General features: G+C 62.0%; 14 protein-coding genes. 11 read left to right on the forward strand and 3 right to left on the reverse strand.

Annotated features, from left to right (window positions below):
* From OXG98_13700 to OXG98_13720, 5 genes are all read left to right on the forward strand, one after another.
* Positions 1-901: aminotransferase class III-fold pyridoxal phosphate-dependent enzyme (locus OXG98_13700; GenBank protein ID MCY3773057.1), on the forward strand; the 901-nt coding region annotated here is incomplete at its 5' end.
* An 89-nt stretch (positions 902-990) separates the two neighbouring features.
* On the forward strand, positions 991-2082 hold the full coding sequence (locus tag OXG98_13705; GenBank protein MCY3773058.1) for a PmoA family protein: 1092 nt from the start codon (positions 991-993) through the stop codon (positions 2080-2082).
* A gap of 97 nt (positions 2083-2179) precedes the next feature.
* Complete coding sequence (locus OXG98_13710; GenBank protein ID MCY3773059.1) at positions 2180-2632, forward strand: hypothetical protein; 453 nt, start codon at positions 2180-2182, stop codon at positions 2630-2632.
* A gap of 223 nt (positions 2633-2855) precedes the next feature.
* Complete coding sequence (locus OXG98_13715; protein MCY3773060.1) at positions 2856-3863, forward strand: MoxR family ATPase; 1008 nt, start codon at positions 2856-2858, stop codon at positions 3861-3863.
* 25 nt (positions 3864-3888) lie between these two features.
* Complete coding sequence (locus tag OXG98_13720) at positions 3889-4788, forward strand: DUF58 domain-containing protein (GenBank protein ID MCY3773061.1); 900 nt, start codon at positions 3889-3891, stop codon at positions 4786-4788.
* 111 nt (positions 4789-4899) lie between these two features.
* Here the strand turns inward: OXG98_13720 and ugpC are convergent, their stop codons facing one another.
* Positions 4900-6000 carry a sn-glycerol-3-phosphate ABC transporter ATP-binding protein UgpC gene (gene ugpC / locus OXG98_13725; protein MCY3773062.1) on the reverse strand — a complete coding sequence of 367 codons (1101 nt, stop codon included), beginning with the start codon at positions 5998-6000 and terminating at the stop codon, positions 4900-4902.
* A 329-nt stretch (positions 6001-6329) separates the two neighbouring features.
* Between ugpC and OXG98_13730 the strand changes: the two genes are divergently transcribed.
* The 6 genes from OXG98_13730 (at position 6330) to OXG98_13755 (ending at position 12042) form a co-directional block, all read left to right on the forward strand.
* Complete coding sequence (locus OXG98_13730; protein MCY3773063.1) at positions 6330-7277, forward strand: ornithine cyclodeaminase family protein; 948 nt, start codon at positions 6330-6332, stop codon at positions 7275-7277.
* Between the two features lie 146 nt (positions 7278-7423).
* Complete coding sequence (locus tag OXG98_13735) at positions 7424-8602, forward strand: aminotransferase class I/II-fold pyridoxal phosphate-dependent enzyme (GenBank protein ID MCY3773064.1); 1179 nt, start codon at positions 7424-7426, stop codon at positions 8600-8602.
* Between the two features lie 18 nt (positions 8603-8620).
* Complete coding sequence (locus OXG98_13740; protein ID MCY3773065.1) at positions 8621-9772, forward strand: aminotransferase class V-fold PLP-dependent enzyme; 1152 nt, start codon at positions 8621-8623, stop codon at positions 9770-9772.
* A 161-nt stretch (positions 9773-9933) separates the two neighbouring features.
* Entirely contained in the window at positions 9934-11394 is a 1461-nt protein-coding gene (locus tag OXG98_13745; GenBank protein ID MCY3773066.1) for a hypothetical protein, read from the forward strand.
* Positions 11395-11458: 64 nt separating this feature from the next.
* On the forward strand, positions 11459-11713 hold the full coding sequence (locus OXG98_13750) for a type II toxin-antitoxin system HicA family toxin (protein ID MCY3773067.1): 255 nt from the start codon (positions 11459-11461) through the stop codon (positions 11711-11713).
* Complete coding sequence (locus tag OXG98_13755; protein MCY3773068.1) at positions 11710-12042, forward strand: type II toxin-antitoxin system HicB family antitoxin; 333 nt, start codon at positions 11710-11712, stop codon at positions 12040-12042. Before OXG98_13750 ends, OXG98_13755 begins: the two co-directional genes overlap by 4 nt.
* A 63-nt stretch (positions 12043-12105) precedes the next feature.
* Here OXG98_13755 and OXG98_13760 read toward each other — a convergent pair whose 3' ends face one another.
* Together OXG98_13760 and OXG98_13765 are read right to left on the reverse strand one after the other, a co-directional pair.
* A complete protein-coding gene (locus OXG98_13760; protein ID MCY3773069.1) occupies positions 12106-12858 on the reverse strand; it encodes a nucleotidyltransferase family protein in 753 nt (250 codons plus the stop codon).
* A gap of 5 nt (positions 12859-12863) precedes the next feature.
* Positions 12864-14300, reverse strand: coding sequence for a phosphotransferase (locus OXG98_13765; GenBank protein ID MCY3773070.1), 1437 nt, complete (start codon positions 14298-14300; stop codon positions 12864-12866).
* Positions 14301-14304 lie beyond the last annotated feature (4 nt).

Below are 14304 nucleotides of genomic sequence, written 5' to 3' on the forward strand. Positions count from 1 at the left end.
GGTGGGGAAGGGCGCGATGATCCCCTTCGACGAACCCGTCTCGGCAGGCATCCCCCAATGCGTGCTGGACACCATCGAAGTCATCCCGGCGGATCTCGACCGGGTCGCCGGCCTGCTGGAAAAAGACCGGGACATTGCCGCGGTCATGCTGGAGCCCTCCGGCGCCTCCTGGGGCACGGAACCCCTGACGGTGGCGTTCAACGAAGGGCTTCGAGCGTTGACGGAAACCCATGGCGTACTCCTGGTCTACGATGAAGTCATTACCGGTTTCCGCTACGCCCCCGGGGGCTACCAGGAGTACTCGGGGATCACGCCGGACATGAGTTTCCACGGCAAGATCGTGGCCGGCGGCATGCCGGGCGGCGTGGTCGCGGGCCGTGCCGACATCATGGAAGTCTTCGACTACACCGGGGACGCGCAACGGGACCGGTACGAACGGGTGCATCACCTGGGGACTTTCAACGCCAACCCGGTCTCCACCGCGGCCGGGATCGCCACCCTGAAACGAGTAGCCACCGATCTTCCCCACGAACGGGCAAACCAGCTGGCCGACCGCCTTCGTCAGGGCATGGATGACATCCTCCGCGAGGAACGCGTGGCGGGTTACGTCTACGGGGACGTGTCCATCTTCCACGTATACCTGGAGGCCTTCCCCGGAAGCGGCGCCTCCGACCGCGATCAACTGATTACCCGTGACGTGAACGTCCTGAAGGGGATCCCGGCTCCGCTCGTCGCCGCCTTCCAGAAGATGCTGCTCGCCCGGGGCATCGACCTGGTCTCCTACACGGGCGGGGTCACGTCCTCCGCCCATACCGACGAGGATATCGCCTTGACCCTCGATGCTTTCGGAGAAGTCATACGCGCCCTGGCGCGGGAGCACATGATCGCGACGCTGAAGTGAAGACACGCCGGACTGAGAACGTATCGCGCGACGCGGACGCGACGCAAACCGAACGACAACCTGATTTGAAGTAGGGAGAGCAAAGATCCATGAAATTGACCCTGACCTCGCCACGATCCAGAGCAGCCCAACTGGCCTCCATCCCGGCGCCCGGGGACTGTAACGCGCCGATCCTCCGCCTTTCCTCCCGAGAGGGCGCAATCCTTCTGGCCGAGCGGGACCCCCTGTCGCCGTTATATCATGCCATCCTGCCTGCCATGGAAGCGGGTGAGGAAGGGACCTGGGAAGCTGCCGAGATAGACGATGCGGAGACCGCCTGCGGGATAGGCTACGAACGCCGGGAAGACCAGGTGGAGGTGTCGCTGGAAGGAGCACCGTTCATGACCTTCCACCACGGCGCCGGCTACCCCAAGCCCTTCATCAATCCCATCCTGACACCCGGCGGGGTCAACATGCTCAGGGAGCCTATGCCGGCTTACAGCGACGGAGAGCATCCCTGGCAGCGGGGACTTACCCTCATGCAGGGCGCCATCAACGGGGTGGACTGCTGGGGGGAGTTTGACCGGCCCGGGTTCGGGCGGACCGTCCAGGACGAGATGTCCATCCGGCAAGGTCCCCTTTCGCTCACCATCGCCACGGGCAACACGTGGTACGAAGGAGACCGGCCCCTCATGTCCGACCGCCGGTGGTACCGCCTGTTCGACACCGGCCGCAACGCCGTTGTGCTGGACGTCCTCTTTACCCTGATCGCCGATCACGGCCCCGTTACGATCGGCTCCACGAAGGAAGGCGGATTCCTGAGCATCCGCGTCAACCCCTCCATGAACGCCTCGGGCGACGGCAAAATGCGCAACGCCTACGGCGCGGGCGATGAGACCGGGTGCTGGTCCCGGCGGGCCCACTGGATGGACTACTGTGGTCCGGTCGGTAATGAAACCGCCGGGTTCGCCGTGTTCGACCACCCGGACAATCTGCGATACCCCACGGCCTGGCACGTGCGGGGGTACGGACTGTTCGCCGCGAACTGCTGGATGGTCTGGGACGACTGCCACTGCGCCGCAGACACAGAAACCACATTCCGGTGGCGCGTCGTCATACACGAGGGCGATACGCGGGAGGCGGCCATAGCGGACCGCTTCCTGGATTACGTGGACGGACCGAGGGCGAACTGGGATTATTGAAAAACCCTCATTGTTCGAGAAAATCACAAGTACGTCGACTAACGGTGAGAGTGGGCACGTTCGGGGCCTGGAAGAATATCTCTCATAGGAGGCGTATATGTCGACCAACGAAGATCTGGCCAAGAGGTCCGATGTCCTTGAGAAAAACCTGACCGACAGGTTTGAGGTCTTAGAGAAAAATCTGGCCAAGGGGTTCGATGTCCTTGAGAAAAACCTGACCGACAGGTTCGGTGTCTTGGAGAAAAACCTGACCAAGAGGTTGAATGTGTCTGAGGAAGGTATGATCAACAGATTCAATGTCTTTGGAAGGGAAGTTACTCGAAAGATCAGCGCACTGCACGGGTGCGTGGACCGGCGGTTTGATACCGTAGACCAACGGTTCGAGGCTGTTGACCAGCGATTTGAGGTTGTAGACCGGCGGCTCGATGTCATAGAACAGCGGCTCGGCACCGTAGACCGGCGGCTCGACGCCGTGGAACAGCGATTGGATCGGATAGAAACCGACGTGGTGGAGATCAAGGATATACTGATCAGAAGACTGGGAAAGTAGCCTTCCAGAAGATCAAAAAGCGATAGAGGAGATCTCACCTTCCGTTTAAACTCCTTGATAGCCTTTCCAATCATCCTGTATCTTGTCAGGCCGTATCTTGCCGGCATTGACGCGCTGACGGGGCCGGAACTCCGAAGGCCACAGGATCGCACCAAGTATCAGGTATCGGGTACCGGCGTTGCGCGGCAGCGAAAACGGATTCTCATCTTCGCAGGAAGTGCAAATGAATGAAGAACGGCAACACGACGACGATCTGAGGATCGTAGAGGAACTCAAAGAAGCGGGCGAAAGCATACGGAAGGAGATTTCCAAGGTCATCATCGGCCAGCAGGACGTAATTCAGCAACTCCTGACCGTCCTGCTGGCCAACGGTCACGCACTGCTGATCGGCGTCCCCGGACTGGCCAAGACTTTGCTGATCAACACGCTTTCCAGGACGCTCGACCTCAAGTTCAGCCGCATACAGTTCACGCCCGACCTGATGCCGTCCGACATCACGGGAACGGAAATCCTGGAAGAGGACCGTACGACCGGTCACCGGGAATTCAAGTTCATCCGCGGACCGATATTCGCAAACGTTATCCTGGCCGACGAGATCAACCGCACGCCGCCCAAGACCCAGGCGGCGCTGTTGCAGGCGATGCAGGAACACGAAGTGACGGCCGCGGGGGAATCCATGAAGCTCGACGAGCCGTTTTTCGTCCTGGCGACGCAGAATCCCATCGAGCAGGAAGGCACCTATCCCCTGCCGGAGGCCCAACTGGACCGCTTCATGTTCAGTATCTACATGGATTATCCGTCCCGCAGCGAAGAGATCGAAATTGCCCGGAGTACGACGAGCGTTCAGGAGGCCGTGCCGGAGCATATCCTGACGGGGGACGACGTAAAGAAACTGCAGCAACTGGTCCGAAGAGTGCCCGTGGCGGACCATGTCGTCGAATACGCCGTCTCACTGGCGCGCATGACCCGTCCTATCGAGCCGGACGCCCCACCGTTCATCCGGGACAGGGTCAGTTGGGGCGCCGGACCCCGGGCTTCCCAGTACCTGATCCTGGGCGCAAAGGCCCGGGCGGTGCTCACGGGAAACTACACGCCCACGCCGGAAGACGTGCGCGCCCTGGCCCTGCCGGTGCTGAGACACCGCATCGTGACCAATTTCAACGCGGACGCGGACGGCGTCACCGCCGATGACATCATCACGCAGTTGATAGATGAAATGAAGGTGTCCTAGCCTTCCTCACGCGTTGCGGCAATCCATGAACACGCCCGACTATCGCAAGTACCTCGATCCGATGACCGTGTCCCGGCTCGCCCGGCTGGACCTCAAGGCGCGGCTGGTCGTGGAAGGGTTCATCGCCGGACTGCACAGCAGTCCCTACCATGGGTTCAGCGTCGAGTACGCGGAACACCGGCAATACATGCCCGGCGATCCCATCAAGCATATCGACTGGAAGGTCTTCGCCAAATCCGACCGGTTCTACATCAAGGAATACGAAGAAGAGACCAATCTGAAGTCCTATATCTTCCTGGACGTCAGCGCGTCGATGGAATACGCGTCCAACGGCATAAGCAAGCTGGAATACGGCAGGTACCTGGCGGCCGCCCTCACCTACCTCATGCTGAGCCAGCAGGACTCCGTCGGCCTGGTGCTGTACGACGAGCGCATACGGCAATACGTTCCCCCGCGGTCGATCCGCAACCACCTGCACGCCATTCTACAGCGGCTGCACGCCGCGGAACCCGGGTCCGGAACGCGAAGCCGGGCGACGTTTCACTCGCTGGCGGAGCGGATTAAGCGTCGCGGGCTGATCATTATTATTTCCGACCTGTTCGACGACCCGGGAGACATCGTCGACAGCATCCGGCATTTCCGCCATCGAAAACATGAAGTGATCGTATTTCGCCTGCTCGATCCCGCCGAGAAGGACTTTTCCTTTCGGCACCCCGCCCGTTTCCGCGACATGGAGACCGGGGAGGAGGTATACACCCACCCGCACGTTATCCGTGAAGCCTACCTGGGCGACCTGAAGGAACAGGACGCGTTGTATACCCGCGTCTGCCGGGAGAACGCGGCGGACTACCTCAGCCTGGACACCGGCACGCCCTTCGATCTCGCACTCTTGACCTTCCTCGCCAAACGCGCCCACCTGGGTTGACGCTCGGCTCCTCAACCGGTCACAGAGATCCGGGCCGTTGGAAAGAAATGTTCCGGAGCAAAGACAGGCAGGAGGACAGGCGTGAACGGGGCGGCATGCGGCACCCGGCTGTCAAACGATCGCCGCCTCGTCGTCCCTGGAGAAGAAGTGGGCCTTGGCCATGTTCACGAGGAGCGGCATTTCCGTATTTAAACCGGGATCCACGAAGGCGTCCACCCTGGCGATGAACGGATACCGGCCGGTGGTCATGTACAGGAAGGTCTCGCTTCCCATGGGTTCCACCACCTCGACGGTCGCCGTGATCTGACGGGCTTCTTTCCAGTCCTTGTTCGCATCCACGGAAGTGATGTCCTCCGGCCGGATGCCGAACGTGACTTCCTTGTCCCGCCAGGGTGCCAGGGCTTCCCGCATACCGTCCGGTATCGGCAACCGGAGGCTGCCTTCGTCGAACTCCGCATGCCCGTTGTCGAATACGACCCGGCCTTCCAGGAAGTTCATGCCCGGACTGCCGATGAAACCCGCGACGAACCGGTTCGCCGGATTCTCGTAAAGCTCGAGGGGCGCGGCGACCTGCTGCACCTCGCCGTCTTTCATCACGGCGATCCGGTCGCCCATGGTCATGGCTTCGACCTGGTCATGGGTGACGTAGACGATGGTCGCTTCCAGGCTGTTGTGCAGCTTGCTGATCTCCGTCCGCATCTGCACGCGCAGCTTGGCGTCCAGGTTGGAAAGGGGTTCGTCGAAGAGAAACACCTTGGGCTTGCGTACGATGGCGCGGCCCACCGCCACGCGCTGTCGTTCGCCGCCCGAGAGCGCCTTCGGCTTGCGCGCGAGAAGATGGCCGATGCCCAGGATGCCGGCGGTCTCGTTGACCCGCGCCTCGATCTCGGAGCGGGGGTACTTGCGCAGCTTCAGCCCGAAGGCCATGTTCTCGTATACCGTCATGTGGGGATACAGCGCGTAGTTCTGGAATACCATGGCGATGTCCCGGTCCTTCGGCGGGACGTCGTTCACGCGCTTCCCGTCGATGTGGATTTCGCCGGAAGTCACCTCTTCCAGGCCGGCGATCATGCGCAGCGTGGTGGACTTGCCGCACCCTGAGGGTCCTACGAGCACGACGAACTCGCGGTCCCTGATTTCCAGGTTGACGTTTCGGACCACCGTATTCTTGTCGAACCGCTTCTCGACGTCCTTCAGGACCACGTCCGCCATGCGGTTATTCCTCCGGGAAGCTGCAGGTTGCCTGTGAGACTCCCGTATTTTGCGGCATGGGGCCGGTTTTGTCAATACAATATACCTGACTGACCGGGGTGCCTCTATCCCGCCGGATCGGCGTGCCTCAGATAGTCGCCCAGACGCACTCAGGCGCAGTCGTCCAAGCGCGGCCTCGGCCTGCTTTTCTGACGCAATATCATCGCGGTTTTGGTTGACTTCGACCCGCGTATTCGTTAACTTGTCTGCTCGTTTTTGTTAAACATACCAGATGCCCACCGCACCGGGTATATGCCCAGATCAACCAGACTGCCGGGAGGATTCATACCATGCCACTCATCGTCGAACTGGACCGCATCAAGGAAGCCGTTGCCGGCATTGACGTCATTCAGGACATCGAAGACGGTTTCGTGGCCTATTCGCAGGGGAAGGTGCAGGTTCCTCCCGTCGGCGAAATGCACTTCGAGGATCCCCCGGGGAACGTCCACATAAAGTACGGCGCCATCAACGAAGACGACTATTACGTCATCAAACTGGCCTCCGGATTCAGCGATAATCCGAACGTCGGCCTCCCGCGCGTCCAGGGCATGATGCTGATCTTCAACCAGAAAACGGGACAGCCGGTGGCGTTCCTGCTCGACCAGGGCTACCTCACCAACGTGCGCACGGCGGCCATGGGGCCCGTCGTGGCCAAGGTGCTCGCGCCGAAAAGTGTGAGCCGCATCGGTGTATTCGGCACAGGGCTGCAGGCGCGCATGCAGGTCGAGTATCTCAAGGGCGTCGTCGACTGTACCGACGTGATCGCCTGGGGCCGTTCCGCCGAGAGCAAGGCGTCCTACAAGCAAGAAATGGAAGCCCAGGGATATACCGTCGAGATAACGGACGACGCCGGCGCGGTGGCGGCGACAAGCAATCTCATCATCATGTCCACCCCGTCCCTGTCGCCGCTGCTGACCGCCGGCCAGGTCCGACCCGGCACCCATATCACGGCCATGGGATCCGACACGCCGGACAAGATCGAACTCGATCCCGGCGTACTCGTAAAAGCCGACGTGGTCGTGGCGGACAGCATCCCCCAGTGCAGGTTGCGGGGAGAGATCGCGCAGGCGATGAAGGCAGGCGCCATTACCGAGGATAAGGTGGTCGAACTCGGGAACGTGATCCAGAATCCTTCCCTGGGCCGCACTTCCGACGACCAGATCACGATCGCCGATTCGACGGGCGTCGCCGTGCAGGACATCCAGATATCCAAGGCCGTCTACCACGCCGTAAAGTAAGGCGGCGAGCGCGGGTCGGCCTGGTCCGTCCCCATCATAAGCGGGCCGGACACGAAGAAACCCGGGCCGGCCAAGCCCGCCAAGCTGATCGGTATGACCGGCTGGCCGAGTTGACAGGCGGCGCATTAAAACCAAGGAGCAAGCACATGGCAGCGGCCTTCCAGACTTTCGAATTGGAACGGATCATGTCGGACTGGGAACAGGTCGTCGAGTACAATCTGTCCGAGAGCGGCGCGCACCCGGTTAAAGTAAGGGAACTGATAGAACACGATCCGGACGTCCTGGACCGCATGCTGGAGACCGAACTGGGCTACGGATACGCCAACGGGTCGCCGGAACTGCGGGAGGCCATCGCCCAGTACTACCCCGGCGCGACAGCGGATAACGTCCTGGTGACCATCGGGTGCATCGAGGCCAATTTCATCACGTTCCAGACCCTGCTGGAAAGCGGCAATGAGGTGGCCGTCCAGGTGCCCTGCTACCTCCAGAGCTGGGGACTCGCGCACAACATGGGCGCCGTGCGCAGGACGTTCACCCTCGATCCCGACCGCGGGTGGGCGCTCGATACCGACAGCCTAGAAGCCGCGGTGACGGACCAGACGAAACTGATCTCCATCTGCAACCCGAACAACCCCACGGGACAGATCCTGACGGAGTCCGAAATGGATGCCGTCGTCCGCGCGGCCGAACGCAGCGGCGCCTACCTGCTCGCGGACGAGATCTACGCCGGGTCCGAACGAGAACGCGACGAGGTTTCGCCTTCCTTCTACGGACGGTACGACCGGGTTATCGCGGCGGGCAGCATGTCCAAGTCCTTTGGTATGCCCGGCCTGCGGATCGGGTGGCTCGTGGGCCCCGAAGACCTTATCAGGGAGCTCTGGAAGCGGCACGAATACCTGACGCTGAGCACGGCCAAGCTGTCCAACCACTACCTCGCGCCGCTCGCCCTGCGCCCGGACGTGCGGAAGGCCATCTTCGACAGGACGCGGGGCTACATACGGCGCGGATGGGACAACTACCAGACCTGGATCAGCGACAACGCGGACATCCTGAGTCTCGTGCCGCCCCAGGCGACCGCCGTGTCCTTCGTCCGGTATGATCTGAAGACGGATTCCGCGACGCTGGCGAACCGGCTGATCCAGGAGAAGTCGGTGCTCATCGGCCCCGGCGACTACTTCGGCGTCCCCAACCATCTCCGCATCAGTTACGGGCTGCCCGCGGACTTCCTGAACGAGGGCCTGCGCCGCATCGCCGATCTGCTCCGCCAGGTAGCCGAGGAAGAGGCCGCGGGGTCGGAAAACGAGCGCGGCGCGGCCGCTGGCTGATCACGGGAAGGGCCTGCCATGCCACCGTCCCTCGATCCGCTGGTGCCGGTAGATGAATTCCCCGTAGCGCACACCTGCACCTACATCAACGCGGCCAACGTGACGCCCATGTACCGTCCAGCGGCCGCGGCGATCGCCGAATGGTACCGGGACGTTGCCGAGCACGGCAGCAACCACTTCGACGAAGAAGCCGAAGCCACGGTCTTCGATGAACTCCACCGGCAGGCGGCCCGGCTCTTTAACGCGTCCCCGGCGGACATCGCCGCCGGTTCCAGCACCACGGAACTCCTGAGTTCCCTCGCCTGGGCGGTCATGCCCGGCGCGGAGACCAACGTCGTCAGCACCGACGTTTCCTTCCCCGCCTCGGTCTATCCCTGGAGACGCGTCGCCAACCACACGGGCTGCGAGGTCCGGCTGGCACACGCCCGGGGCGACACCGTCGATCCCGACCGCGTCAGGGACCTCGTGGACGACAATACGGCGGTGGTGGCCCTGTCCCACGTGGAATTCCGCAGCGGCCAGCGCTGGGACCTCGCCGCCTTTGCGGAGATCGCGCACCGCCACGGCGCCCTGCTCGTCGTGGACGCCACGCAGTCGGCCGGCGCGGTGCCCATCGACGCGCCCGGCATGGGCGTGGACGCCGTGGCCACGGGGGCGTACAAGTGGCTGTGCGGGCCCTTCGGTATCGCGGTCATGTACCTCGCGCCGCACCTCGCCACGAGCCTCGAACCCGGCCTGGTGGGCTTTCGGAGCCAGAAGGACATCTGGGACATCCGGACCGATCCGCCGGACTACCCGGAGGACGCGTCCCGGTTCGAGTTCAGCACCATGGCCTATGGGTTGTCCGGCGGGTTCGCGAAGTCGATCGAGTTTCTCGTGGACACGGGTATTGACCGGATCTTCGCCCATAACCAGGTCCTGGCCGACCATCTGATCGACGGCCTGGCCGCGATCGGCGCCGAAGTCACTTCCCCCCGGGACGCCGCCGAACGATCGGCCATCGTCACCGCCCGCTTTCCGGGACGCCGGGTTGCCGACGTGGCGCAACACCTGAAGCAGGCCGGCGTCATGGTCGCCCTGCGCGGCGACGTGATCCGGTTCTCACCCCACCTGTATAACCGGATGAACGACGTAGAACGGGCACTCGAAGTAATATCCGGCATGCCCTGATTCCTCCGCCAGGCCGGAGCGAGTGAACCGCCCGACGTCGTCCTACCCGGCCTGTTCGACACGGCGGCCGGCGTGGGTACGTTCTGAAACCTCTCGGAGGCGTCCTTACAGGTCTATCCGACGCGGCGCAGAGCATACCGCCGGTTCGAAACGGAACAACCATGTACAAGTACCAGTGGTACCAGTCGATCTACGACAACTTTCCAAAAATCGTCGAAGAAGCCCGGCGGTACGGCGAAGAGATCGGCACGCTGAAGCTGAAGCAGGACATCGGCCTGTACGCCGGCAGCTCGGCCAGACCGGGCAACCTGCCCGATTACGTACTCGACGCGATCGTGGAGGCCAACCGGGGCGGAAAGACCTACACGGTACGGGTGATCGAAGACGAACTCCGCGAAGTCGTCAAGGACGTCTACGGCGACGCATACGACGCGGTGGCCGCCAATACCTGCGAAGCACTGCTGCGCCTCACGCTCGAGACCCTGTGCGCGCCGCCCTCCATGCGCCACGGCGACATCTACCGCGGCCGCCTGCTGATGCCCTACGGCGAGGACTACGAATGGCTGGGCGGGTATGGTCGGGCGTTTCCGCCGCGTTACAAGAACCTCCTCGTGGATCGGACCATCGCGGGCGGCGAACTGGGTATCGAGAACAAGAGCCTGGCGAACCTGGAGACCCTTTACGTCCGCATGGACGGGGCGAAGTACGATCCCCATGGGATCCGGTACAATCCCACTTCGCTGCTCACCGCGGTCGACGTGGACGGCACCATCGAAAACGTGAAGAAAGCCGCCGAGCGAAACGCATCGCTGCTCACGGGCGTCGCCACGGTGGGATACGACACGCCCAGCTACGGACTCGGCGAACAGGACGAAAGCGGCGCGCCCATACTCCTGAAGAAACTCGCCGCCGTGGCCCGGGACTACGACGTCCCATACATCGTCGACACGGGAGGCTCGATTCCCATCGTCGGAATGGACCCCCGGGACATCGACTGCGATATCATCACCTACAGCATGGACAAACCGGGCCGCGCGCCCGCGTCGGGACTCCTGATCGGCAGGGAAGAGGCCATAAACCCGATCCGCAAGGGCATGGGCCTCGGCGGACAGCGATACGGTGACCTGTCCTCCCACGGTAAGGCGGTCTATACCTTCAGCGATCCAGGGCGTGACACCCTGGTGGGACTGACCGCCTACCTGAAGGTCCTGCGCGACCGGCCTCACCTGGTCACCGATCCCGTGGACCGTTTCCACGAAATCATCGTGGAGGAGTTCGGGCAGATGAAGCCCGCGCGCTTCCGCGACGACCTGATCTTCACCAAGACCTACCAACTGGGCGGCACCGAGCTCAACTACGAGCGCACGTGGAAGGACGGCGTCTTCGGCATCCCGATCTTCAACCTCGAAGACCTGTGGGCCAACACCAACCCCATCGTACTCGCCCAGGAGCACATGGGCGTCGAACCCGCCACGATCTACAGCGGGAAGATGTTCCTTGGGCCCGGCCTGGGCACGCTCGACCAGGAAGGCAACCTGATCGAGGAATACGCGGTGCTCGGCGCGAAGACGCTCGTCAAGGCCGTGGAGATCGTGTGCCGTTATGCGGGGCTTCGGGATTAAGCTTAGCACTAGCAGTGACGATTAAAACACTTGCCAATGATATTAATATTTGATATCATATAGCATGAATAGTCGTCAGCGGAAGATCCTCGAAGCGATTTTCGCCGACCCAGTATCCTCGAACATAGAATGGCGACAAATCGAGACGCTTCTTGTTTCCGTGGGTTGTGAAGTGATTAAAGGCTGTGGATCCAGAATAGCTTTCAAATGCGGGACGCTTCGAGCCGATTTTCATCGACCTCATCCGGGCAAGGAGGCTAAACCCTATCAGGTACGCGCTGCACGCGAGTTTCTCAAACGGATGGGAGTAATACCATGAAGCCGATGCGCCATAGAGGATATCCAGCACGAATCGAATACAGCGACGAGGACGGATGTTTCGTTGGCCGCGTGGCTGGTATACGCGACATCATTACGTTTCACGGAGAAAGCGTAGGAGAAGTTCGAGAGGCCTTTGAAGAAGCCGTTGAATTCTACTTGGTCAGTTGTAAAGAACGTGGCGAGGCACCAAACAGACCCTATTCAGGGAAGATTCTTTTACGTATTGATCCTGAAGTACATGCAGCGGTAGCTGAGGCGGCCGAGGTCAGCGGCGTGAGTATAAATCAGTGGGCTAGAGATAAACTGTCCGAAGCTGCCAGCCGTTAGAACGCAGTGTCTGGCGTGATACGTAATTCGATTCCAACCAAAATCCCCAGAAGATATCTTCCGTTATCTGTCTATCGCGACCAGCCCCTCAAACCAATCCCCGCCGAACAACTTAACCCCCGCCTCGATACGCTCCTGGCTGCCGAAGTCTGCCCACCTGGCGTCTTCGGCCCGGAATGCACGGATCCGCTCGCCATCGCGCGCCAATTGCAGGAAGAAATCGATTATCGAAAAGGGACCGGCCTCTCGCATCCTCGTGAGCGCTTCCGGGGACATGGCGTAGACGCCCATGAATGGTACGGCTGTGACTTCGCCGTGCGACGGCCGGGCTGGCCGGACCATGCGGGTCTCGCCGGTAACATCCGACTGCCATCCGCAGAGGATGTCTTCCCGGTCGAAAAGCAGGTGACGCGAACTCCTGCGTTCCTTCACGGCAACGGTGACCAGGGCGTTCGATGCCCGGTGGGCGTTCATCAGTCCGGATAGATCCAGGTCGGTCAGCACGTCCACGTTGTGCACCAGGAACGGCTCGTCGTCGAAGAAACCCGTGGCCTTCCGGACCCCGCCCCCGGTGCCCAGGATCTCCTCTTCCACGGATACGGTCAGCGAAATCCCGGGATGATCGAAGGCGTCCGCAAAGGCCTCGATCTGGTCGGCGAAATGGTGGGCGTTGATGATGAGGTCGGTGAATTCGTGCCGGGCCAGACGGGCGATCACCCAGGAGGCCATGGGCCGCCCGGCAACCTCTACCAGCGCCTTGGGCCGGTCGTCGGTGAGGGGCCGGAGCCGGGTGCCCAGTCCCGCGGCGAGGATCATGGCCTTCACGCATCCTCCTGTTCCCGGTGCCTGAGTTCCACCACGACGCCCGGCCGGTCCGCCAGGTGTTGGGCGAGCCGCTCGGCGAAGTAGACCGACCGGTGCTGGCCGCCGGTGCAGCCGAAGGCGACGGTCAAGTCGGTGAACCCGCGACGCACGTGATGTGCCACCGCCTGGTCGATCATCGTTTTGACGTCCCGAAACAGGGACTGCGTCTCGTCCAGGGCGTCCAGAAAAGCCGCGACGGGCGCGTCCATGCCCGTCATGTGCTCGTATTCCGGGTATCGGCCCGGGTTTTTCACGATGCGGCAGTCGAAAACGAAACCGCCGCCGTTGCCGCTCGGGTCCAGTGGCAGCCCCTTGTGATACGAAAAACTCCACAGGCGGACGGTCAGGCGGCCCCGGGATGATTCGCCCATGCGCCGCAATTCGGAAGAATCCACAATATCGGACCAGGCCCGCTTCAACGCCGGCAATTCATCCGGCAGATCCGCCCTTTCCATCAGGCCTTCCAGGTTCCTTACGCCATGGGAGATGCTCGTCAGAAAGTGGGACTTGCCTTCGTAGAGCCCCCGGTAACCATAGGCGCCCAGTGCCTGCATGAGGCGGACCAGGGCGTACCCGTAGTAGTGGGCGAGGAAAGACTCGCGTTGAACCGGCACGTAAGCACGCACCGCCTCGATGTAGTGTTCCAGGAGTTTGTCCCGGGTCTCCCAGGGGATTTCGGCCTTGGCGTCCTGCAGCAGGGAGGCGACGTCGTACTGGAGCGCGCCCTGGCGTCCGCCCTGGTAGTCGATGTAGTGCGGCCGGCCGTCGTGCCACATGATGTTGCGGGACTGGAAGTCGCGGTACAGGAAATATCCGGTTTCCGTTTCCAGGAGGAACTTCGTGAACCGCTCGAAATCGTCTTCCAGGGCCTGTTCGTCGAAGTCGATGGGCACGAGTTTGAGGAAATGGTACTTGAAGTAGTTCAGGTCCCACCGGATCGACTGCGCGTCGAAACGGCGGCGCGGATAACAGACCGAATAGTCCAGGTCGCTGCCGGCGGCGACCTGGAAGCGGGGCAGGTCGTTGATCACGCGTCTGTACATCGCGACCATTTGATCCGAGAAGGCGCCCTCCTCCGCTCGCGTGGCGGCCACACGATCGTACAGCGTCTCGTCTCCCAGGTCCTGCTGGAGGTAGATCCCCTGGTCCAGGTCCTCGGCGTAGATCTCGGGAACCGGCAGGCCGTGGCGATGGAAGTGCCGGGAAAGAGAAAGGAAAGCGACGTTCTCCCGGCGGTCGGCGTTTGCCGCGCCGACGACGGTCGTTTCATCGTCCGCCAGACGAAAGTAACGCCGCCTGGAGCCGTCGCCGCCCAGCGCGGCCGTACCCGTCGGCTCATGCCCGAACGTGCGGCGGAAGAACCGTACCAACCTGTCCCGGGCATCTCGCATCATGGTC

The organism is Gemmatimonadota bacterium, assembly GCA_026706345.1.
In the GTDB taxonomy this organism is placed as follows: domain Bacteria; phylum JAAXHH01; class JAAXHH01; order JAAXHH01; family JAAXHH01; genus JAAXHH01.

Coding starts and splice junctions, on each gene's coding strand:
- OXG98_13705 (MCY3773058.1), top strand. CDS start 991: ATGAAATTGACCCTGACCTCGCCACGATCCAGAGCAGCCCAACTGGCC.
- OXG98_13710 (MCY3773059.1), top strand. CDS start 2,180: ATGTCGACCAACGAAGATCTGGCCAAGAGGTCCGATGTCCTTGAGAAA.
- OXG98_13715 (MCY3773060.1), top strand. CDS start 2,856: ATGAATGAAGAACGGCAACACGACGACGATCTGAGGATCGTAGAGGAA.
- OXG98_13720 (MCY3773061.1), top strand. CDS start 3,889: ATGAACACGCCCGACTATCGCAAGTACCTCGATCCGATGACCGTGTCC.
- ugpC (MCY3773062.1), bottom strand. CDS start 6,000: ATGGCGGACGTGGTCCTGAAGGACGTCGAGAAGCGGTTCGACAAGAAT.
- OXG98_13730 (MCY3773063.1), top strand. CDS start 6,330: ATGCCACTCATCGTCGAACTGGACCGCATCAAGGAAGCCGTTGCCGGC.
- OXG98_13735 (MCY3773064.1), top strand. CDS start 7,424: ATGGCAGCGGCCTTCCAGACTTTCGAATTGGAACGGATCATGTCGGAC.
- OXG98_13740 (MCY3773065.1), top strand. CDS start 8,621: ATGCCACCGTCCCTCGATCCGCTGGTGCCGGTAGATGAATTCCCCGTA.
- OXG98_13745 (MCY3773066.1), top strand. CDS start 9,934: ATGTACAAGTACCAGTGGTACCAGTCGATCTACGACAACTTTCCAAAA.
- OXG98_13750 (MCY3773067.1), top strand. CDS start 11,459: ATGAATAGTCGTCAGCGGAAGATCCTCGAAGCGATTTTCGCCGACCCA.
- OXG98_13755 (MCY3773068.1), top strand. CDS start 11,710: ATGAAGCCGATGCGCCATAGAGGATATCCAGCACGAATCGAATACAGC.
- OXG98_13760 (MCY3773069.1), bottom strand. CDS start 12,858: ATGATCCTCGCCGCGGGACTGGGCACCCGGCTCCGGCCCCTCACCGAC.
- OXG98_13765 (MCY3773070.1), bottom strand. CDS start 14,300: ATGATGCGAGATGCCCGGGACAGGTTGGTACGGTTCTTCCGCCGCACG.